This is a genomic window from Bacillus sp. FG16, from assembly GCF_057809515.1.
This window is the reverse complement of sequence record NZ_JBMDKC010000026.1, coordinates 1-22427: the sequence shown is the minus strand read 5'-3', so window position 1 is coordinate 22427 and position 22427 is coordinate 1. Positions and strand designations below refer to the sequence as shown.

24 protein-coding genes, 2 pseudogenes and 1 riboswitch are annotated in these 22427 nt (G+C 34.5%); of the genes and pseudogenes, 9 read left to right on the top strand and 17 right to left on the bottom strand.

Annotation, left to right across the window (positions count from 1 at the left end):
• Positions 1-9 precede the first annotated feature (9 nt).
• On the bottom strand, positions 10-417 hold the full coding sequence (locus tag ACODS7_RS12005; protein ID WP_243168235.1) for a DUF3980 domain-containing protein: 408 nt from the start codon (positions 415-417) through the stop codon (positions 10-12).
• A 96-nt stretch (positions 418-513) separates the two neighbouring features.
• Between ACODS7_RS12005 and ACODS7_RS12000 the strand changes: the two genes are divergently transcribed.
• On the top strand, positions 514-981 hold the full coding sequence (locus ACODS7_RS12000; protein WP_224980167.1) for an NUDIX hydrolase: 468 nt from the start codon (positions 514-516) through the stop codon (positions 979-981).
• A 19-nt stretch (positions 982-1000) separates the two neighbouring features.
• Here the strand turns inward: ACODS7_RS12000 and ACODS7_RS11995 are convergent, their stop codons facing one another.
• Positions 1001-1912, bottom strand: coding sequence for a DMT family transporter (locus ACODS7_RS11995; RefSeq protein ID WP_224980164.1), 912 nt, complete (start codon positions 1910-1912; stop codon positions 1001-1003).
• A 125-nt stretch (positions 1913-2037) separates the two neighbouring features.
• Between ACODS7_RS11995 and pdxR the strand changes: the two genes are divergently transcribed.
• Complete coding sequence (gene pdxR, locus ACODS7_RS11990) at positions 2038-3480, top strand: MocR-like pyridoxine biosynthesis transcription factor PdxR (protein WP_224980162.1); 1443 nt, start codon at positions 2038-2040, stop codon at positions 3478-3480.
• Positions 3481-3571: 91 nt separating this feature from the next.
• On the opposite strand, the gene ACODS7_RS11985 is transcribed toward pdxR, so the two are convergent.
• Positions 3572-4345: a GNAT family N-acetyltransferase gene (locus ACODS7_RS11985; protein WP_243168236.1), complete on the bottom strand. Its 774-nt coding sequence runs from the start codon at positions 4343-4345 to the stop codon at positions 3572-3574.
• Between the two features lie 162 nt (positions 4346-4507).
• Here ACODS7_RS11985 and ACODS7_RS11980 point away from each other — a divergent pair, with 162 nt between their 5' ends.
• Positions 4508-4948: a YaiI/YqxD family protein gene (locus ACODS7_RS11980; RefSeq protein WP_000708772.1), complete on the top strand. Its 441-nt coding sequence runs from the start codon at positions 4508-4510 to the stop codon at positions 4946-4948.
• Between the two features lie 86 nt (positions 4949-5034).
• Here the strand turns inward: ACODS7_RS11980 and ACODS7_RS11975 are convergent, their stop codons facing one another.
• From ACODS7_RS11975 to ACODS7_RS11935, 9 genes and pseudogenes are all read right to left on the bottom strand, one after another.
• Positions 5035-5349, bottom strand: coding sequence for a DUF3892 domain-containing protein (locus tag ACODS7_RS11975; protein WP_000358159.1), 315 nt, complete (start codon positions 5347-5349; stop codon positions 5035-5037).
• Positions 5350-5412: 63 nt separating this feature from the next.
• Positions 5413-6407: pseudogene (locus ACODS7_RS11970) on the bottom strand (sensor histidine kinase).
• Complete coding sequence (locus tag ACODS7_RS11965; protein ID WP_243168237.1) at positions 6404-7075, bottom strand: response regulator transcription factor; 672 nt, start codon at positions 7073-7075, stop codon at positions 6404-6406. The pseudogene ACODS7_RS11970 and the gene ACODS7_RS11965 overlap by 4 nt, the downstream one beginning before the upstream one ends.
• A 34-nt stretch (positions 7076-7109) precedes the next feature.
• A complete protein-coding gene (locus tag ACODS7_RS11960; RefSeq protein WP_242806652.1) occupies positions 7110-8096 on the bottom strand; it encodes an alpha/beta fold hydrolase in 987 nt (328 codons plus the stop codon).
• Between the two features lie 105 nt (positions 8097-8201).
• Positions 8202-9026, bottom strand: a complete 825-nt coding sequence (locus ACODS7_RS11955) for a DUF2785 domain-containing protein (protein WP_029442692.1) — start codon at positions 9024-9026, stop codon at positions 8202-8204.
• A 117-nt stretch (positions 9027-9143) separates the two neighbouring features.
• Positions 9144-9815: a nucleoside/nucleotide kinase family protein gene (locus tag ACODS7_RS11950; RefSeq protein WP_029442693.1), complete on the bottom strand. Its 672-nt coding sequence runs from the start codon at positions 9813-9815 to the stop codon at positions 9144-9146.
• Between the two features lie 150 nt (positions 9816-9965).
• The gene (locus ACODS7_RS11945) at positions 9966-10709 is read right to left on the bottom strand and encodes a metallophosphoesterase family protein (protein ID WP_000357655.1); all 744 of its coding nucleotides are present in this window, start codon (positions 10707-10709) and stop codon (positions 9966-9968) included.
• 13 nt (positions 10710-10722) lie between these two features.
• A complete protein-coding gene (locus ACODS7_RS11940; protein ID WP_029442694.1) occupies positions 10723-11649 on the bottom strand; it encodes an aminoglycoside phosphotransferase family protein in 927 nt (308 codons plus the stop codon).
• Between the two features lie 14 nt (positions 11650-11663).
• Positions 11664-12461 (bottom strand): VOC family protein, encoded by a 798-nt coding sequence (locus ACODS7_RS11935; protein WP_029442695.1) that lies wholly within the window; start codon positions 12459-12461, stop codon positions 11664-11666.
• 205 nt (positions 12462-12666) lie between these two features.
• Between ACODS7_RS11935 and ACODS7_RS11930 the strand changes: the two genes are divergently transcribed.
• Positions 12667-13569, top strand: coding sequence for a sulfite exporter TauE/SafE family protein (locus ACODS7_RS11930; protein WP_042968978.1), 903 nt, complete (start codon positions 12667-12669; stop codon positions 13567-13569).
• A gap of 36 nt (positions 13570-13605) precedes the next feature.
• Here ACODS7_RS11930 and ACODS7_RS11925 read toward each other — a convergent pair whose 3' ends face one another.
• Positions 13606-14055 (bottom strand): GNAT family N-acetyltransferase, encoded by a 450-nt coding sequence (locus ACODS7_RS11925; RefSeq protein ID WP_016081090.1) that lies wholly within the window; start codon positions 14053-14055, stop codon positions 13606-13608.
• 320 nt (positions 14056-14375) lie between these two features.
• Positions 14376-14569, top strand: a riboswitch (Lysine riboswitch).
• Between the two features lie 112 nt (positions 14570-14681).
• Here ACODS7_RS11925 and ACODS7_RS11920 point away from each other — a divergent pair.
• From ACODS7_RS11920 to ACODS7_RS11910, 3 genes are all read left to right on the top strand, one after another.
• Positions 14682-16148 carry an amino acid permease gene (locus ACODS7_RS11920; RefSeq protein WP_016081089.1) on the top strand — a complete coding sequence of 489 codons (1467 nt, stop codon included), beginning with the start codon at positions 14682-14684 and terminating at the stop codon, positions 16146-16148.
• Between the two features lie 113 nt (positions 16149-16261).
• Positions 16262-16567: an iron-sulfur cluster biosynthesis family protein gene (locus tag ACODS7_RS11915; RefSeq protein WP_001026167.1), complete on the top strand. Its 306-nt coding sequence runs from the start codon at positions 16262-16264 to the stop codon at positions 16565-16567.
• A 33-nt stretch (positions 16568-16600) separates the two neighbouring features.
• Positions 16601-17371 carry a DNA alkylation repair protein gene (locus ACODS7_RS11910; RefSeq protein ID WP_043937009.1) on the top strand — a complete coding sequence of 257 codons (771 nt, stop codon included), beginning with the start codon at positions 16601-16603 and terminating at the stop codon, positions 17369-17371.
• A 64-nt stretch (positions 17372-17435) separates the two neighbouring features.
• On the opposite strand, the pseudogene ACODS7_RS11905 reads toward ACODS7_RS11910, so the two are convergent.
• Positions 17436-17927, bottom strand: a pseudogene (locus tag ACODS7_RS11905) (DUF2716 domain-containing protein).
• 194 nt (positions 17928-18121) lie between these two features.
• On the opposite strand from ACODS7_RS11905, the gene ACODS7_RS11900 reads away from it, so the two are divergent.
• Entirely contained in the window at positions 18122-18883 is a 762-nt protein-coding gene (locus ACODS7_RS11900; RefSeq protein ID WP_048565457.1) for a class I SAM-dependent methyltransferase, read from the top strand.
• A gap of 186 nt (positions 18884-19069) precedes the next feature.
• Here the strand turns inward: ACODS7_RS11900 and ACODS7_RS11895 are convergent, their stop codons facing one another.
• Positions 19070-19594 (bottom strand): NUDIX hydrolase, encoded by a 525-nt coding sequence (locus ACODS7_RS11895; RefSeq protein ID WP_016081084.1) that lies wholly within the window; start codon positions 19592-19594, stop codon positions 19070-19072.
• A gap of 158 nt (positions 19595-19752) precedes the next feature.
• On the opposite strand from ACODS7_RS11895, the gene ACODS7_RS11890 reads away from it, so the two are divergent.
• A complete protein-coding gene (locus ACODS7_RS11890) occupies positions 19753-20376 on the top strand; it encodes a cephalosporin hydroxylase family protein (RefSeq protein WP_268998439.1) in 624 nt (207 codons plus the stop codon).
• 33 nt (positions 20377-20409) lie between these two features.
• Here the strand turns inward: ACODS7_RS11890 and lepB are convergent, their stop codons facing one another.
• Positions 20410-20931, bottom strand: coding sequence for a signal peptidase I (lepB, locus tag ACODS7_RS11885; protein ID WP_016081083.1), 522 nt, complete (start codon positions 20929-20931; stop codon positions 20410-20412).
• 81 nt (positions 20932-21012) lie between these two features.
• Positions 21013-22427: peptidoglycan D,D-transpeptidase FtsI family protein (locus ACODS7_RS11880; protein ID WP_488826745.1), on the bottom strand; the 1415-nt coding region annotated here is incomplete at its 5' end.

Sequence of the window (22427 nt, the reverse complement as noted above, 5' to 3'; positions counted from 1 at the left end):
CCCTCTCACTCACTTCATTTTTTCATAAATTTTAATGACTGTTTCTACTAATAGGATGAATACCCATATCCCGCAAAATACGAGAACTGACTGAAATATAGAACCTAGCATAACAATACTTATTAAACCTAATTCTGATCCTGAAATGGACATTTCATCAAACCCCAGGTTATGTATAAATGGACCAGTTGAAAAAGCCATTAAAATAGATCCTATTAAATAAATCACACTCATTATTTTTAATATTTTTATAGAAAAATACGAAGTTTGTTTTTCTTCCACTTGTGATAATTCGATTTCTCCACTCGCAATTCCTTTTTGCAAACAGTCCTCACATAGAAATTCTTCCTTAATTTTTTTACCACCGTGCAATGTACCTGTAATTTCTTTACAGCGCGAACACTTTCGATTTATCATTTTGTTATCACTCCAAACTCGTAAGATTATACTTATACAATTCTATTTTTACCTTATTATTCCTTTTGTGTATTTTATAGAGAGGTGACGTGTTTTATGATATCTAAACTTATTTTTGGTTATAAAAAGCCTACTGAGCAATATGTATTACGGCCTAGTTGTTATGCAATTATTTTTAACTCAACTTCTTCAAACATTGCTATTATCCAAAAAGGAGACCGTTATTTTTTACCTGGTGGTGGTATGGAAGGTACCGAAACAAAAGATGAATGCTTACATCGTGAACTACTAGAGGAATTAGGATGGGCAATTGAAATTGATCAGTATATCGGTAATGCAATGCGATATTTTTATGCGGAAAAAGAAGATACTTATTATTTAAACGATGGGTTCTTTTATATTGCGAACATGGTGCAGAAACAAACTGAAATTTGTGAGGAGGATCATGTTTTACGATGGGTGTCTCCTTTACTTGCTGTTGAGCTTCTCCTTCACGATCATCAAAAATGGGCCGTTGAACAAGCGCTTTTATTACAAAAACAAAAAGGATCTCCTTCTTTATGAAAGAGATCCTTTTTTACTACTAACTTACTTTTTTCAAATTGAGCGCTGGCTTTTTGATTCCGCCTTTTTTTACAACATATAAACCGATAAAGATAATAAGTCCGCCAACGAGTTGCATCATATTAATTTGCTCCCCTATTGTTACTGCCGCGAAGATAACTGCGAACAATGGTACAAGATACATATAAACCATTACTTTCGTTGAGCCTATTTTACTAATACCGACATACCACATTGCAAGTCCGAAGATTGTCGCGAAGACGATTGAATATGCTAGAGACCCCCAGCTTGGCATGTCTACTGGCCACGTTAATGTATTTACGTTGAATAAACAATATACAACGAGAGGTACAATTCCAATTAAAGTTGACCAAGATGTGACTCTCATTGCGGAATATTTTGTTATAAGAGGTTGCGCTAATATTGGATACCATCCCCACGCAATCGCTGCGACTAATCCAATTATGTTTCCGAGCCACGCATATTCGTAAGTAGTTCCTCCTGTATGTCCTGTTAATAAAACGAATGCTGCACCAATAAACGCTACTATTGAACCAATTTGTACCTTCATCGAAAAACGTTCTTGTTTGTGCAATACTGCTAATATCCCTGTAAAAATAGGTGACATCGCAATTAATAATGAGGCGTTCGTTGCTGAAGTATATTTTACAGATAGCATAAACATCGTTTGATACATCGTCGTTCCAACGATACCAACTGCTACTAATCGTAACCAATCTTTTCTTTCAATACGTAATGAGCGTTCCATTAAAAATGTAATAAGTAATAATACCGGTGATGCTACTAAAAATCGTAAACTATTAAATTGAATGGATGACATAAATGCCACGCCATACTTTCCTATTGTATAATTTGCTCCCCATACTAACGCTACTGATACTAGGAGCCATTCCATTTGCCATCTTTTCATCCGAATCTCCCCTTCCATATTTAGCATAGTAAAATTGGCTGGATATAACACCGTCCAATTGGCTGTTTTTTTACCCAGCCAATTTGCTATACTGGATGTATATAAGAGATACGGAGGCGTTTTTTATGGAATGGAAGCTAGATAGTGACAGTAAAATCCCTATTTATCAGCAAGTTGTTGACTTTATTGAAAAACGTATTACATATGGAGAACTTCCTCCAGGAAGCTTCCTCCCTTCAGAACGGAAATTAGCTACGCAGTTAAATGTAAACAGAAGTACAGTAACGACTGCTTATAATGAACTACGTGCTATGGGAATTGTAGAAAGTACGACTGGTAAAGGTACACGTGTGAGTACACATATGTGGGGCGTTTCTCCAACATTAACGCCGAACTGGAGAAATTTCGTAGAAGGTGGTACTTTTTTACCAAACTTACCGTTACTTCGCCATATTCGTGCGGAAGTACAACAAAATGAAAATATCATTGATTTCGCAAACGGAGAGCTCGGTTGTAACCTCTATCCGCACGATCAACTACAAACGATTTTACGAGAACAACCGTTAACACATTCATTAAGTTATGATCATCCGCAAGGCTATCTCCCGCTAAGACAAGCGGTAGTAAAATATATGAAGGAATATTTAAAAGTTGAAGCGACTGAGCAATCCATTATGATTACATCTGGCGCACAGCAAGCACTTCACCTTATCGTGCAATGTTTATTAAATCCAGGTGATGCTGTTGCTTTCGAAAGTCCTTCACACTGTTATTCCTTGCCGTTATTCCAATCAGCAGGTATTCGTATTTTCCCGTTACCTGTCGATGAACATGGTATTAATCCAGACGATGTACAAGAGCTATACAGAAAGCACCGCATTAAAATGATTTTTTTAAATCCAAATTTCCAAAACCCGACGGGGACGATGCTTCATCCAAACCGTAGAAAAAAACTATTATCACTTTGCGCAGATTTACGAATTGCAATCGTTGAAGATGATCCATCTAGTTTGCTGACGCTAGAAAAGAAACAACCTTGTCCTACTTTGAAATCAATAGATGAAAATGGAACTGTCATTTATGTACATTCCTTATCAAAAATGATTGCACCAGGCTTACGAGTTGGTTGGCTTGTCGCTCCGCAGTCTGTAGTCGAACGGTTATCCGACGCAAGGCACCAAATGGAATTAGGTATGAGCATTTTCCCACAGTGGCTTATGCAACAATTTTTCGAAACCGTACCATTTCAGTCTCATATCGTACCGTTACGAAAACAATTAGCAGAAAAAAGAGACGTTATCGTTCGTGCCCTAAACGAGCAACTTCATGATAAAATCTCTTTTTCAAACCCTACTGGTGGTATATACATTTGGGGGAAATTAAAAGAACCTATAAACGAAAAACAACTCATTATGCAAAGTTTAAAACAAGAAATTGCTTTTATGCCAGGTAGTATTTTCGGTGCGAAAGATGGTTATATACGTTTATCTTATGGAAAAGTGGATATTAATCAAATTGCGGAAGGTATTTCTCGTTTACGCGAGGCTATTTTAGTTTGTGGAAAATGAGTAGTATCCTTAAATATGTCAGTAAAATTTAATTAATTTTTAACTAAGTACATAAACTAAAAACCACTTTGGTTTATGTACTTGTATTGGTTCATTTTTTTATTTCAATAAAATATGTATCATAAGATTCTTTAAAAGTGTAGCCTAGCTTTTTTGCTAGTTCAACAGATTCAGAATTTGCTCCATCCCAACTAGGGTATTTCCCTCTATCTAGACAATCTAATATTAGTGCAGATGCTACAATTGTGGCTAAACCTTTCCTTCTATGTTCAGGATGACTAGCAATTTCAATCTCGATTCCATCATCATATACACTAAATGATGTTGCCGCAGAAACAACTTTTCCTTTATTTAAAATAGCATACCCTACGCCTCTATCAATAAAATCATCGATTGAATCAAACTGACTAATAAAATCTTCTGAGAGTGCATGGAATGACGAAGACTTTGCCATATTTTTATCGACTCTTTTCATTTCGTAATCTTGGGGTAATGTAGACAATAGATCCCGTATGTATCCCTTATCTAAATCGTCAGGGTTCTTATTAAATCTGAATCTTTTAAACTTCTCAATTGATCCTTTGTGTATAGCCTCTATCTGTTCTTTCCATTCATTCGAATCAACAATAGCGAGAGTAAAATCAGGAAGATTGTATAGTAATTCTTGCGCTTCTTCTACGCTCGGATTCCCAGCATAAAACACAAAAATTCCTACAGTTATTTGAGCAACAGTTGGTTTTTCAAGATTGTCTACCCATGCACTTCCCATATGCCCTTGTAGATATGAAAGTACAATAGTACTATCAAAATCATCAAACATCTCAACTAACTTTTCCCTTACATTGTTATCTGCTTTATAAATCATTCAATTCCTTCTTTCTAAAAATTATTATTATTCCATCAACTCTATGTTAGCATATATTTTTTAATATATACAATTTTTGTAAGTCGAAATACAAATTCCTCATTTGACAAAACCTAAATCTACCATTATTATCAACTCGAACCTATTTATAGGAGTGATAAAATGAAGATTTACGTTGATGCAGATGCTTGTCCTGTAAAAGATGTGATTATTTTTGAGGCTACGAATGTGGAAATTCCTGTTACCCTCGTTACTAGTTTTTCACATTATTCTAATGCAGAGCAGCCAAAAGGTGTCGAAACCATTTATGTTGATTCTGGAGCAGATGCTGCAGATTACCGAATTATGCAGTTAGCAAAAAAAGAAGATTTAATCGTAACACAAGATTACGGTCTTGCTTCGCTCGCTTTAGCAAAAGGCTGTATCGTTCTTCATCATAAAGGGTACAAGTATACGAATGATAACATTGAACAATTGTTACAAACACGATATTTAAGTGCAATGGTTCGAAAAAGTGGTAAACGTACAAAGGGACCGAAACCATTTACAGCAGAAGATAAAGAGAAATTTAGAGCACTCTTTAAAAGTATGATCTCACTTTAAAAATGAATCGTCTATTTGCTAGGAAAACTTCGCAAAACAAAGAAGAGAATATCGTAATGAACATTCTCTTCTTGAGGTTTACCCGTTTAAAATGAAGGTAAATTATCTAAGTTATTTTCTTTTATTCCATCCGGTTCACTACGTATAATATCTCTGCCATACTTATGAAATACGTCCACATGAGCTAACTTCCCTGATTTTGCTTCATTAAGAGCAGTCATATAATCTAACTCTCTCCCGCTACTTGTTTTAAACGCTATTAAATCTCCATCATCATTTTTACGAACGGCAACAATTTGTTCTGCTCCTGAAGTAACTTCCTGAGCTATTTCAAATTGAGCTTGCTCTTCCCCTTGATGTAAATAATCATTATACACTTTTTCAAAGTCTTTTTTGTCCATAAAACTCACCTCCAACACATTTTATTAGTATGGTTGGGAGATGTTGATTTTATGTAATTTGCTCTAAACTTTAGTATTTTCAAATGAAAACATTGTCCCCTCACTATTTGATTGTAAAGTGTATTTTATATCGAACATCTTTGATATATCTTCAATATTTTTCAAACCAAGTCCCGTTCCTTTACTATTTATATCAAACCCAATCCCATTATCTCTAAAAGAAACAACATCTTCATCTATAATGATTTTGAGTTTTTTAGCTTCTGAATGTTTAAGGACATTTTGAAAAATATTATCAAATAGCCTTTGAATCCATAACTCATTACTATTCCATATCAACTCTTTATCTTGTGGATTATATACTAATTCAATTTTATGAATGCTATACAAATAGCTCCATTTTTTAATCATATTTTCTATTAAATTGTGTATATTCACTTCATCATGCACAATATAAGTATTCTCTAAGGTTTCTGTAGATTGAATATTAAATTCGTTAGTTAAATCACTTATATATTGTATCTGATCATAAAGTGATTCAATTACTGGTACTTGTTCCTTGTACTCACCTTCTAAATAATATAATTGTAATCTGACCGCTGTTAAGGGTGTATTAATATCATGCCGTAATTTATTTAATAGTTCCTTTTTTATTTGTTCCTGTTGCTGTAGTTCCAATTCTCGATAAGTTGTTCTTTCTATAAGCAAGTTACTGATTTAATCAGTTCTCCCATTTCATCATCGCTTTTAACATCTATTATATTAGGGATTTTTTTATCACTAGCTAAATCTCGAATTGTTTGATTTAATATATTAATTTTGTTTAATACGGTGTTAATCGACTTTGAAAATACAAAAGCTAATACTAATAGTGATAATAAAAATATGATTAACATAGTAGGATATGCATAGGATTCGTGAAAAGGGATGTTCTTATTTTTAGTTTTAAAGACAACATTATAAATAACTGATACAAAGATACTAATCGACAACAATAACAGTGGTACGCTAATAATAGCGGAGAATAGTAGTAACTGATATTTTTTCTTTAAGTTCATTTCTTCATGTAGGTATTTAGTCTATACCCTTCTCCATATATGTTCTGTATAATATCACCTGTTTTATCATCAATTTTGGTCCTAATTTTCTTTATATGTACGTTCATGATATTTTGATTTCTATCTTCGAGTTGCCATAGGTAATCATAGAAATGTTCTTTCGATAAAATTCTATCTCTATTTTCATATAAATAGAAGAATATTTTACGCTCAATCGCAGTAAAAGCAACTTCATCACGCAAACCATAAATTAGAACTCTTTTGTATTCTGCATCTATAAATAAATGTTTAATTTGCGTAAAAGTACCATATCGATTAGCTAACATTTTCTGAATCCTTAATAGCAACTCTCTAGGATCAAAAGGTTTTATCATGTATTCTTCTCCAATAATCAAACCTTTTAATTTACTATCCATATCATTCCGAGCTGATAGAAATATAATTGGAATATTTAATCCTAAATTTTTTATTTTCTTTGTAATTTGATAACCATCTTCGCCTGGTAACATAACATCCATTATGACTAAATCTATCTCATGAATTACATCAAGAACTTGCTTTCCTTCTTTCTCCCAATACACATTATACTTCTCGTACTGCAAAATTTTTTGTAATAAATCTCCTATCATCAAATCATCTTCAACAATTAATATGTTATATACTTTCATTATGTAGACCTTTCATCGCTAAAATAATAATAACTTAGTTCTTCACTACTTTATTATTAATAAAATCCATAGCAAATTTGTATATTTCATCAGGAGCGTATAAATAAATACTATGTGTACCTTCAATTATTTTCATATCAGCTATTAATAACTCGCTAGCAAATTCCTTATAATCTTTGTTTTTTTGCTTTGTATACTTCGAATCTTTATTTTGCCTAGCAATCGCATCTATAAATAACATAGGTGTTTCTTTTGGGATCGATAAAGAATTTGATTTTTTACCGTTATTGTAGCTTTGTAAAAGTTCTTGCTTCATATCATCATTAAAAGCCCTCTTATACGTAAGCGCTTTATAAGTATCTTTTTCCTGTTCGTTTAAAAAGGATTGACGAATGACTTCGGGATTATAAGTAATAGAGGGAGCTAATCTCTGAAAACCAATTTTCGTTAAAATATTCATCCCTTTTATTTTTAATGAATCAACCATACCTATTTTATTAGTTACGTACTGTTTAGGTAAACCAATATCTAACGCAATAATCGCTTTTACTTCACTTGGATATTTTTGTGCCCAATAAATAGCCTCAATACCCGATAGAGAGTGTGGTACTAAAATGTAAGGTGGTTTATTTCCACTTCGAATAAGCGCTTCTCTCGTTTGTTCTAATATCGTATCAATATCTCTATCATCTTGAAAAACATCACTGTATCCATAACCAGCTCTCTCAATTACAGAAATCTTGTTTTCTTTCGAAAATTTACTATATAAGCCTTTCAATTCATAAACAGGAGCGGCAATTCCAGATCCGGCCATAAATACAAACGTATCCTTCCCGCTCCCCTCATTATAAACATTCACTTTTTTATTTTCGAAATTAACAAGTTCGCCTTCATTGTTCATTAATTTCGATTCCATTTTTAATTGATAGTTATGATATATAAATACAGCGCCTGTTCCAAAGAAAATCATACTAATACACATTAAAAATATTATTTTCACTGACTTTAATAACTTTTTCATTTAACACCCCTTTCAACCTATATCGAAAGGGTACAATATAAAAATAAATTTCTAATAAATTTTCAAAATTAATATCTATTCATTGTTTCTAAGGATGGACCATTTTTAATACCTACGCAACCCTTTCAAAGTCTCCAATACATCATCTGTAAAGGCTGTATTACCCTCTGTCTCTAAAACTCTAAAATATAAACTTCTTAAGAAAGCTCTAATATTTTGTACTAAAATAGCATGCTGCGGATGTCGGATGTCTTCAACAGTTGCTATACTATGTAACCAGTTGCTCCACTCTTCTTCAGTTAAAAGATTTTGGTTACGTAACGACATAATTGGTGCTACTAATCTCTCATCCTCAAAGTGAATGTATACGTAGTCATGTAAGCGTACCTTCTGACGAACGGCAGCTAGTATTGCATATGAGAACTCACGATTTTGGATTGTACGTGCTAAAGCATCGAGCGCATCTGCTGCATGTGCAGTAGAGTGTGCCCAGCCTTTTTCTTCTACGTAGCCTCTTACATCTTCTTCTAAATATACATATTCCAGCACTTGTTCTGCCACACTGTACAGTTGTTCTTCAGATAACAGTGGTTCTCTTTCATGAACAGATAAAATAAGTGGTGGAATTAATACGGAGAATGCACGTTTAAAAACAGAGTCTGTTCCCTTTTCACCAATTTTATAAAATAAATAATCAGGGCTAATTGCTTGCAGCATTAATCCTCGTAATTCTTTTTGTCTAAATACATCATTTGTAATCCATTTGTGAAGCGTACTATATATCAAATCATCACGCAGTTCAGCATCAGGTGATCCGATATAATCTAACATCCACTGCGCATATGGATATGCATCTACGTCTTCTGGTACAGCATAATTGTTATTTTTAATTTGTAGTAGTTCTTCTTTTAGTTCTAGTACTTCATTCATTATATTTCTTGTCCCCTTTTTGCGTTTTTTATTGTCTTATCCCCTTTTATTTGCTTCATAAAATTAATTTAATTATAACAATAAACAAAAGGCTATACATATATTTCTGATTATGTATTACGCTCTTTCATGAAATATAACTTCTGGATTTCCTAAATCACTATTCTTAACTATAACATTCGCACACTCTTTTGGATTATGCTCATCTATATACATCTTACAGGCCGCATGATATCTGTTCAAAAACATCTTCTCTGCTTCTTCATAACTTCCAAAAGCTTCAGTTTCCCGCTTAGCACCACGTTTTCTCGCAATCTCAAAATTTGTATCTACAAAGATTTTGTAATCAAATAAATACGCAACGTCTTTTTTCAATAGAAACGTTCCATCTACTATTAATATCATGTTTTGCGTGGCCAATAGCGGCTCATTATGTACAGACATATCCGTTATTAAGTTATGAGAAATCGTTTCATACTGTAAATTCCCGTTAGGTCCTAAAGGCATTAATAATCTTTCTTTGAAAGCTGTATAATCGTGTGCATCTTCATAATACCCTCTTGCAGATTCTTTTCCTTTTGCATAGCGAATCACTCTTGGATTATGAAAATCATCAATGCTGGCGCGTGTTACTGGTAATCCTCGTTTTTTTATTTCTTCCGCTAGTTCGTTTGCAAATGTTGTTTTTCCTGATGCTGTAATACCACTTACTCCAACTCTTGTTGGATAGATTAAGTTTAGCTTTACAATATGATCTGCAATTTCTTTGATTCGTTGTTTTCGGTTCATGATATCTCCCTTTATAATTAGTTTACATAATATAATTATAAGTAATAATTCATGCCACTATTTGTCGGTAAATCGATACCCTTTGTCGAATCGTTGATATATTTTATGTTGTGATAGATATATTTGAAAAATCGTTGATATATTATTAGCTTACTTCCCCTTAAACCCTCGATATAAAGCAGTCCGTAACTCTTGTTTGTATTCTGCAATTTCTGGCATTTCGAGTTCTTCTGCTAGCCTGATAGCTAATTCAATATCATACGGTACACGTACAAGTTGGATGGAAAAACTCGCTGCTTCTTTTTCATTGTAAGTTCCTTCAAATATTAAATAGGAAGCTTGTGTTATTTCAAGTGGGTTTCCTACGCTACCGGCGTTACATAACGTTTTCCCTCTGAAATTTTGAACGAACGCTTGGTGAACATCACCGTAACAAACGACATCTGGTTTTCTTTCCCCTTCTATATTTTCCGTCAGATCACTATTTTCGAACATACTAATACGTTCTTCTCTTGAAGCGTGTGGTTGAATTCTTTCATATAAACTTCTCGGTGAGGCGTGGAACATACGAATGAGTTTGCCGCTCATAAAAAATTCGATTGAAAATGGTAAACTTCTTAAATAGTCGTTTTGTTCTTCTGATAATTGTTTTTGATGCCATTTTAATGCTTCAAATTCAGTCGGCTTTGTAATAAAATCATCCCAGTTTCCCATTACGACTACTTCACATTCTTTACGAATGATTTCAATTGCTTCACTGGAATGAGGTCCTTTTCCTACTAAATCTCCAAGACAAATAATGCGCTCGATTCCTCTTAATTTAATATCATTTAACACGGATTCTAATGCTTGAATATTACCGTGAATATCTGAAATTACTGCTATTTTATCCATATAAATTACTCCTTTATTTATTAAATTCACTTGATTGATACCATTTTGGAATATAGGATGAAAAATCATTATGATCTTCTAAAATTCTATTTAACCTTTCCTTCATATCATCTACTAAATGTGGTGTGCTTCGGTTTGTCCATACGATATCAGCCGGGAATATCATTGCTGCATATAATGAGTACAGTTTCCAAAAATGTAGATTAGGTTCGCCTCCGCAATAACCGTGAACTTGTCCAACCGCAAATGGTTTACTTATTCTTGTAGTAAAAATCGCTACATTATAGAAATCATGTATTGGGTCGCCAAAATCATACCCTCCAAAATCGATTACGATAAACTCCTTATTATGAATCATACTATTTGCTGGATGGAAGTCATCATGTAAAAATCTTATTGGACGATTTTTCAATAAATCTTTATGTTTGTCTACAAAGGTTAATACTGGCTTCAAATCCAGAAAATTCACCTCGTAATCTGCTAGTGCCTCTATGTATCTTTCGTATTTATTCCATCTAGATGTTTCCCATTTATTACTTGCACTTTCTCTTTCAATTGAGTGAATCCTCTTTAATACCTCCCCTGCTTTTCTTCCTGCATTATACTGTTCTTCCACCGATAGCTTCGTTAAACCTTCTTCACCATTTATACCTCGGGTCCATTCAAATACTTGAACACATTTATTTAATTTCTCAAGTATTATGAAATGAATTAACTTGGGCGTTGGAATATGTAATGACTCTAATTGTTTCATATACGTATATTCTTCTTGTTTACATTCAAAATGAACAGCATCACATACTTTTACAAAATAAGTTTCTTGATTCTTTAATTCAATTTTATACTTCTCTTCATGTGAAAAACCTTTTGAAATAGCTGTACACTTTGCAATACGAGGCCATTCTAGTATTCTCTCTATCTCTCTAAGCATTTCTTCCACAACGTTCACCTCTATTAATATATGTACAAACTACCTAGTACTTCATGCTCTCGTTTATCTTCCCCTGTAAACTCTACTGCAAATGGATATTCACCTTCCTTGTTCAATTGTTCTTTCACAAATCCTTCTCCAATCGGTTCACAAAACTGCACATGAATATTTCCAAACACTACACTTTGACACTTAGCATTCCATTTTTCATTTTTCACAACTGAGCTTGTAGATAGTCTCATTACTTCTTTCCATTTCCGCACCGTTTCTCGAACGTTTTTCACTGCATAATGGATCGTTTCAATTTGTTGTACTTTGTTTTTATGTTCAGTGATTGTTCCTATGTTACGTAAATCGTTTCTTCTTTCTTCGTCCGTTTCATTCCACTGTATAAAGAAAGGTAATTTCGGTCCGTTCTCTTCTTGCTTAACAAATAACATTTTCCATTCTAGAAGCCGGCCATCTTTTCTCATGCGTTTCCCTTCAAATGGCCCTATCGTATGTAAGCCGTACTTATTAAAGTTAACTGCTAGCTCCTCAATTGCATCTGTTCGGATCGCGATTTGTAGCATTCCTTCTCCATTTTGTAGTTTCACCACTGTTTCTTGTACTAATGGATTTTCTGCTTCTTTCGCTTTTTCTTCATGTTGAACTGCTAGAAATTCTATGTATGATAAGTCAAAATAACTTAAACTATTCCAAGTACCCCAGTTCGTATGCTCTCCCCCTAATACAGTATGAAATCCAAGTTCCTGCATTTGTTTTGCCGCTTCCTCCTGTGTATCATGAACTGCGTGAACGAGATGATCAAATCGTAACATGCCTTTCTCCCCTTTCTCTCCATCCTTTTATTGTATATTTTATTTTTCTTTCATTCAATTCAAAAACTTTAAAACCTAGTTGATTTATACGATTAATATGTATTATAATGAAACAAATTTAATTATTGCTGATTGGAAAAACCAAAGGCACTTTTCTCATACGGGAAAAGTGTCTTTTTCATTTATTATTACAGGGGGATTATTTATGCAGAAATTAATTGTCTTTGCTATTATTGGATTTTTCGCTCAATTGATCGATGGAGCACTTGGAATGGCTTATGGGGTAACGTCTACTTCACTATTATTAATGTTTGGTATTGCACCGGCTGTAGCTTCCGCATCGGTTCATTTAGCTGAAGTCGTTACAACTGCAGCTTCTGGCGCATCTCATATCAAATTTGGAAACGTTGATAAATATACAGTTTCCAGGCTTACATTACCTGGGGCAATCGGCGCATTTGTTGGGGCATGTTTTTTAAGTAATTTGCCTGGAGATGTGATCAAACCGTACATTTCCATATTTTTATTCACTTTAGGGGTTTACATTTTATTACGATTCATCATTCAAAAACAAATTGTCACTTCAAATAAGCGTATGTCTGCAAAACAACTTGTGCCGCTTGGTTTATTCGCTGGATTCGTTGATTCAACTGGTGGCGGTGGTTGGGGGCCGATTACGACACCCGTTCTTCTAGCAAGAGGAAATGAAGCTAGAAAAGTTATTGGATCTGTAGATACGAGTGAATTTCCTGTTTCACTCGCTGCAACAATTGGCTTCTTCATCTCACTTGGCTGGGAACAAGTAAGCTGGGTTTGGGTATTTGCGTTAATGCTCGGCGGTATTGTCGCAGCTCCAATTGCTGCATGGTTAGTTCGTATCGTTCCGCCCCATTTACTTGGTGTATTAGTTGGCGGTCTTATTATCTTTACAAATATACGTACACTGCTTACTACATTTAAAGTGGATCCAACTATTATTTCACTTTCTTACGTTGCAGTTGGTCTTGTCGTTATTATTTCTATTTTCATTGCTGTTCGCAATCATTCCAATCGTCCTAACGCATCAACGGCTGAGTATCCAAATGATCAGAAGCAAATGCTACCATAACTATAAAAAATACCGCCCAATTTAGAGCGGTATTTTTTATTTTTCTATTTTCCAATTAATCATCGTTTCTGTAGCATTTACTCTCTTCATATGTAACTTTTCTAAAACACGCATCGAACTATAGTTATCCAGGAGTGTCTCTGCAATTATTGTTTCTACCTCTCCTGTTTTGAAAGCCCAATCGATTAGTTCTCTTACAGCTTCTGTTGCATAGCCCTGATTCCAATATTTCTCAATAAATCCATAGCCAATTTCTACTGTTTGCTTCTCGTTTGGTTTCCCTTTAAACCCAATATCACCTAAAACGCTATCATCTTCTTTCCGAAGAACATACCACGCCCCCCATGGTAATAAAGTTGCATCTTGTTTTACATTCTTTACATGCCCTACAATATGCGGACCGCTATTGTATCCTTGCTCGTTAGCGACTTGAATACTCTCTTCTGTACACGGCACTATATAGAGCCTTTCTGTTTCTAATTTCATTTTGATTTCCCCTTTTTGCTTAAACGTTACTCTAATTATAACAAATAATATGACTTTATCATGAATGTCGAATTATATTTTTCTGAATTTTCTTTTAATTTAGAGGGTTTTTCAATATTTTTTGCGAAACATTTGTATAACAATTTTTTCTTTGCTTATTGCTACATAATAGTAGGTTCGGGTGGAGTTTTGCAAGCGTTTCCTATACAATAACCGATATTTTTTGACTTTTCCTAACAAAATATCTTGCAATATATTCAGAAAGTCATTACAATTGCCATATATTAAAAATCTTAGCAATATATAAATCCTCATCAATCCGATGAGGTAGAGGTTGCGACTTTTAATAGTAAAACGGACGAGACACAGAGAATGTCAGCTGACTCCGTTTGAAAGGAAAAGTTGCCGAAGTTTATATTTCTTCTCTGGAAATATGAGCTGGGGCTGTCTCCGAAAGGAACAGAACTGTCACGTTTACAAAATTACCGTGTAAACGTGGGGTGCTATCTTAACGGAAGGGTATGATGGGGTGGTTATTTGTGAAACGTTCCGCCAAATTCCTTTGGCGGTTTTTTGTATTTTTCTCCCCCGCTCCTTCCTAACCTACAAGAAAAGGAGTGTTGAACATGAATAGCGCAACAAATCAATCTACCTCTAAAACGCAAACTACACAAGGACAAGGTGAATTAAAACGCGGATTAAAATCTCGTCACCTTACGATGATTTCTCTCGGTGGTACAATTGGTACCGGACTATTTCTTGCCAGCGGTGGTGTCATCCATACAGCTGGACCTGGTGGCGCATTAATTGCATACGCCGCAATTGGAATTATGGTTTATTTTTTAATGACAAGCTTAGCTGAACTTGCAGCTTACATGCCTGTTACTGGATCTTTTAGCACGTATGCAACAAAATTTGTTGATCCATCACTTGGCTTTGCACTTGGATGGAACTATTGGTATAACTGGGCAATTACGATTGCTGCTGAACTTGCAGCCGTAACATTAATTATGAAATTTTGGTTCCCAGATACCCCTTCTCTTATTTGGAGCGGATTATGTTTAGCTATTATTTTCCTTTTAAACTACTTATCTGTTAAAGGGTTTGGTGAATCTGAATATTGGTTCGCACTTATTAAAGTAGTTACGATTATTATCTTTTTAATTGTTGGTTTCATGATGATTTTTGGAATTATGGGCGGTGAAACGGTTGGATTTAAAAACTTCACTGTTGCAGATGCACCATTTAACGGCGGTATCATGGCAATTATCGGTGTGTTTATGGCAGCTGGTTTCTCATTCCAAGGTACTGAACTATTAGGAGTAGCTGCTGGTGAAACATCTGATCCAGAACGTAATATCCCAAAAGCAATTCGTTCAATCTTTTGGCGTATTCTTTTATTCTATATCCTTGCGATTCTCGTTATCGGTTTATTAATTCCTTATACAACTGAAAGCCTTGCTGCAAGTGATGTTACAGTAAGTCCGTTTACACTTATTTTTGAAAAAGCGGGCGTTGCCTTTGCTGCTTCTGTTATGAACGCTGTTATTTTAACTGCTGTACTATCTGCTGGTAACTCTGGTATGTATGCATCAACTCGTATGCTTTGGGATTTAGCTCGACAAGGAAAAGCACCAAAATTTTTAGGTAAACTAGATAGCCGCGGTGTACCTGTTAACGCATTAATCGTAACATCAATTGTCGGTAGTATCGCTTTCATTGCTTCTTTATTCGGTGATGGTGTTGTATACATTTGGTTGTTAAACGCATCTGGAATGTCTGGATTTATCGCTTGGGTCGGCATTGCAATTAGTCATTACCGTTTCCGTAAAGCATATATCGCACAAGGAAAAGATTTAAAAGACTTACCATATAGAGCAAAATGGTTCCCATTTGGTCCAATCTTCGCCTTTGCACTTTGTGTCATCGTCATTTTAGGTCAAAACTACGGAGCATTTATGGGCGAATCAATCGATTGGAACGGTGTACTCGTTTCTTACATCGGTTTACCACTCTTCTTAGTACTATGGTTAGGATATAAATTTACGAAAAAAACAAAAGTGATTCCACTTGATAAATGTGAATTAAAATAAAGTGAAACGAGCAGACAAATTTGTTTGCTCGTTTTTTGTTACAAACCTCTTTCCTTTATTATTGCTCCTGTTTTTGCAATAATAAAGGAAATATAAATAAAGGTTGGGATACAATGAACATTCGTATTACTGATGAAGCAAAAGCAGCTATACATAGATTAGAACTTGAAGATAAAAAGATCGTTCGCATTAGAGGAACAATGACGAACTCTTGTAGTATTTTCGTTGATGTCGATTTAATTTGGGATACATATAACGCAGATGATGTTGTATATGAAGATGCAGAGCTTATCGTACAAATGGATTCATTCACGAAAGACTACACTGGTGATACGGTGAAACTTGATTATAAGACGACAGGTTTTAGTATTACGACTCCGAGTGAGACGTTAGTTTATGGATTGTCGATAAAAAAATAAAAATTGTTTTCATTTGACCACCGAGGTGAAAAAATGGGTAATTATGTTCCGTTAAAATTTTTATTTAATGAAGAATTAGCAGAAAAAATAGCTGATTCTATTTGTAAACACGATCCTAATTTTTCTAAAAGAATCTTTGTGGATTCTGTAACATATAAAGTTGAAAATTTAGAGTTAAAACAACGTATTGAAGTAATGGCAGATGAATTACACAATGCTTTACAAAAAGATTTTAATGAAGCAATACATATATTACTGAAAACATTAGGACCAGAAAATACAACAGAAGTAGGCACATTTACAAATGGATATATGTACATGCCTCTTGCAAAATACGTTGAAAAATATGGACTTTACGATTTTGAAACCTCGTTCAATGCAATGTATGAAATAACGAAAAGGAATACTGCTGAATATGCCATTCGGCCCTTTCTTGAAACATACCATGAAGATACACTAAACATATTACAACAGTGGATTCATGACGAAAACAGCCACATTAGGAGATTAGTTTCTGAAGGTACAAGACCAAGGCTTCCTTGGGCTAAAAAAACAGGAGCTCTAAAAGGTGATTTTAAGTACAATTTACAGCTTCTTGAACCATTAATGAATGACCCTTCTAAATATGTTCAAAAATCTGTAGCCAATCATATTAACGATATTACGAAAGAAGATAAAGAACTCGTTTTTCAGTGGTTACAGCAATTACGTGATAAACAGCATCCTGTTAACGCTTGGATTATAAAACATGGGTTAAGAACGGTGATAAAAAGTGATGCTTTGCCAAAAGATTTTTCTTTTTAAGTATTTTAAAGAAAACCGCTTATGCTTCAAAAATGAAGTATAAGCGGTTTTCCTCTTTCAAACATTACCCTTGCCTTAAAATATTTTGAAACATTTTCAGCTTATTTCGTTCAAAGCTTTCTATAAGTTCTTTTCCAAATATCGTTATACTCTCTTCCCAAGGCTGGCCTAAATAGCCCCACTTAAAGTCTTTTTGAATGAAGAAGTAGTAATCTCCATTTGGAAATACAGGTATCATCCACTCATCAAATTCATTTCTTTCAAACTCTAAATGGGGATTCACCCAATAACACTCATGTTACCAATCTAGTGCCATGATATATTCATTCGATGCTGTATTTTCCTTAAACACTTGTAACGCTTTATCTTCCAAATCGTCATACACATCTAAATCTACCGATTCTCCAAAGTAATGAGAAATATTATATGTAATAAAAGGACTTGGCACCTTAAATGATGGAAATGTAGAAACACCTGGCGAAAACTCAAGCTCACTATATACCCTTTCCAAAATTCGCTCGTCCTCTTTGTCTGTAAACTCAATCCAATTCTCCATTAAACATCTACCTTTCCTTTATATTTTAAAGGAATTCCACTCGAAAATCCCGAATATATAAATAACAATTCTCACAAGGAGTAACGTTATATGAATCTATTCGAACACGAAACGTAAAACCGTTTCTCTTTAATAAGAGGTCCTCCGCTTTTTTTCTCATCATATCATCTATTAAAAAATAGGAGGACAAAATTATGAAACGTGATCCATTATTTTTAACTTTATTAGAAAGCGCAAATACAAATTTTATTGGCTGGGATTTTTCTTTCATTTCAGAAACAGGTCGAATGAAGAGCGAGCCATTACCATGGTCGTACGGCAGTACTGCTTTTCAGCTTATGCAACGTGCAGAATCAATGCTCGATATGGGTACTGGCGGCGGAGAGTTTTTATCTATGTTACAACCGTTCCCGTCAACTATATTGGCTACTGAGGGCTACGCTCCAAACGTGCCAATTGCTCGAAAGAAGTTAGAGCCTTTTGGAGTTACTGTTGTAGCGGTGAACGATGATACTGTTTTACCATTTCAAAATCGTCAATTTGATTTAATTATAAATCAACATGAATCGTATGCTGCTTCTGAGGTAAACAGAGTCCTTTCTCCAAGTGGCGTTTTTCTTACACAACAAGTTGGTGGTCTTGATTGCGTGGAACTTAATGCGCAGTTTGGCTCACCACTAAATAGCGAATTTGCAAGTTGGTCTCTCGAAACCGCATGCAGGGAGTTAAAGGAAAATGGATTTACTATTTTAGAAGAAAAAGAAGAGTTCCCCTTTCAACGCTTTTATGATATTGGCGCTATCGTCTATTATTTAAAAGCGATTCCGTGGCAAATTCCTGATTTTACTGTTGAAAGGTATTATGAGGATTTATATCGCATACATGAGAGCATCTTACAAAAAGGATATTTTGATGTGAAGCAACATCGATTTATGATTAAGGCGATTCGTGACTAACGGAACAAAAAGGAGGTGGCAAAGCCACCTCCTTTTTGTTCCGTTTACGTATATTCTCTACTCTTTCACCATAAGAAAAGTTATATCATACATATTACAATTATGACCAATGAATTGTATTTCTGAAGCATATAATCACCTCGCATATATAATGAAAGCAAAAACGTGATTTTTCACTATCCTCTTCTATTGAGAAACGAGTTGTTTTTCATATCGTTTGTTCGCATCATCTTCTGTCAAACATGCAGTTGTGTAATTAATAATATTCCGGTTATCGTAAGTGAATATATGTTTTAACTTATTTTCTTCTGTTAATACTATCGGTAAGTATTTTGGTAAATTGCTAACTACTCCTCTATTATCACCATCTAATATCCAATCAATTTCTTTCCATTCTAACAATCCTTCAGCCGTACGTAATGGTGTATTCATTTGCATTCCATCTGGCAAATCAGCAACGAACACATACATTCCTTCACTAGCCTGGGGCTCATCTTTACCTTTAAAAACAACAGTCCCTTTATACGTTACACTTGAAAGTTCTATGCCCGTTTCCTCAAACGTTTCTCTAATTATTCCATCGTATGGCGTTTCATTCTCTTCTATTTTCCCTCCGACACCATTCCACATCCCCATATTCGGCTTTTTATTTCTATTTAATAGCAGTATTTTATCGCTTTTTCTAATAAAGCAAATTGTGTATTTGTACATACGATCATTTCCTTTCATTTTCCACATGAGTTATTTGGCTTATTTTCAATTAAAAACACTCGCCTTATAATTCCTTACTACATAATATATAGTACAACTTTCATGCGTAAACACTTTACGTCAAACGAGAGAATCCTTTTTAGAAAGGAGAATTTAAAATCGATAATATAAGCAATGAATTTTTAAACCAATATTACAACAGCCTCGTGTGGTTAAACGATACACACTGGTTCGGGGTTCCAATCTGTAAACTTCCCTCTGATCTCTTTTTGTATCAAGAAATTATTTATGAATTAAAGCCCGATTTAATTATTGAATGCGGGACTTTTCACGGTGGTAGTGCACTGTATTTAGCTTCTATGTTAGATTTAATTGGAAAAGGTCACGTACTTACTATCGATATAACTCCGCAGCCAAATCGGCCATCACATAATCGGATTACGTATTTAACAGCATCTTCTGTTTCTGTGCAGGCCATCCAAACAATAGTAAGTATGCGCAAACCTGATGATGTGATTTTAGTTATTTTAGATTCTGATCATAGTAAAGAGCATGTATCCAAAGAACTCTTACTATATAAATCTATCGTCACTACTGGCAGTTATATGATTGTAGAAGATACCTCCATTAACGGAAATCCGCTTCTTCCCTATTGGGGTCCTGGCCCGATGGAAGCTGTGGAAGAGTTTTTAACTAAAAACAATAACTTCATAATCGACGAGTCTAAACATAAATTTTTCATATCATTTAATCCAAAAGGTTTTTTAAAGAAAATAAAGTGAAACTTTAATAAGTGGGGTTTTGCACATCCCCACTTATTCTATCATTTTCATTTTTGAAAAAGGATAATATACAAATTCCACCTTGCCAATTATGTTATCTTCTTCAATATATCCTAAGCCATTGCGACTATCTCTACTCACTTCGCGGTTATCTCCCATTACAAATAACTTATTTGGCGGAATTTTTGTCTTTTGAAAGTTATAAAACACTTGTGTGTTGTTAAATAAATCTTTGTTCGTATATGGTTCTTCTTGCTTTTTATCGTTCACATATACCTTTCCATTCGTTATGTTAATTACATCACCAGGAAGTCCTATTACACGTTTCACATAATATTTCGATTCATCCTCTTCCTTTATAATGACAATTTCTCCGTGCTGTAAATTAGAAAGACGTACTACTGCTTTATTTACAAATACGTAGTCTTCTTCATATAAAGTCGGCTGCATCGATTCGCCTTCCACTTTACATAAAGTAAAAGAATGGTAGCCTATTACCATCACAAATATAAATAGTATGTACTTTCCCCAGCCTCTCTTAATCTCCTTTTTCATATCCATTCCCACCTTATAAAGCGCTTTTTAACTCAAAAAATATATCACTGCACAATATGTTCCCATGCAGTGATACTATTTTTACTGTGCCTTGTTCGGTTGTTCTACTGGAATTGAATTTGTATTTGATCTATTTGTTTTTAATTCAAAATACGCATCCAAAATCTCTTTACCAATCGCAGAATTAATTCCTGATTTATCATCATTCACCCATGGTACAACAACTGAAAAAGCTACTTCCGGATCAGCATCATATGGTGCATAACCGGCAAGAGTTAAATTATAACATTTTTTTCGGTTGTTGTTCTCATCTCTTCCAATATCACTTTCTCCACCATATACTGTCTCAGCTGTTCCTGTTTTTCCCGCTGGTTTATATGGTAGACCTTTAAACGTTCCGGTACCTGTTCCGTCAGCTTCTTGAAAAACTCTTCTAAATCCTTCTTTTACATGATTAATGTACGAAGTGTCCATATCCAATCTATTTAATACAACTGGTTCAATCGACCGAACGACTTTTCCTACATCCTCTGGTCTATTCGGTTGCTCTCTAACTTCTTGTACAATTTGTGGTTTCATTCGGTAACCGCCATTTGCAATTGTGGAAATATATTGTGCAAGCTGAAGCGGCGTATATGTATCATACTGTCCAATCGCGTAATCAAGTAAAAATCCGGGTATGTTATCAGTTCTACCTATTTGACCGATTGATTCATTTGGCAGGTCAATACCAGTCGACACACCTAGGCCAAATTGTCTAAAATAGTAGCGCATTTTATTAAATGTTTCTTGTTTAATGTCTAATGGATTATTTGGGACATAATTAATGCCTGCCATTTTTAAAGCTGTATTAAACATATAAACGTTCGATGACACTTGTAAAGCTCTTAAATCATCAATATCCCCAAATTCTTTCCACGATTTCTTCGGCTTAGAACTTCCTTTAAAATACATTGGTGCATCAAAGAAATGTGTATACGGCTTAATCGCTTCTGTTTGATATCCAGCTAATAAAGTAGCCCCTTTTACAGTTGATCCTAACTCATAAGAACTTGTCATCGTTCCTAATGCATAATCTTCTATTTGCATACCGCCATCTTTATTTACAATTTTCTTTCCTGCCATTGATAAAATTTGACCGTTTTTCGGATTCATCATTACTACGAACGCACGATCCATCATCGGCTCTGCAGCATGAAAGGCTCGTAAATTCTTTTCAAGACTTCCCTCTACTCTTTTCTGCAAATCCATATCGACTGTTAACATTAAATTATTTCCACTTTTTCCTTCGGTCACTTTTTCTGTTCGAACAATCTTCCCTGCTTTATCCATAATATTTTTAGACTGTTCTTTCGTTCCATGTAGTGCATCTTCGTATTGTTTTTCGATGTAACTTTTACCAATACGGTCGTTTCGATTATAATCACGAACTAAATAATAATCTAATTGCTCTCTTGGCAACCCTTCATTTTCATTAGAAACGCTACCTAGTATAG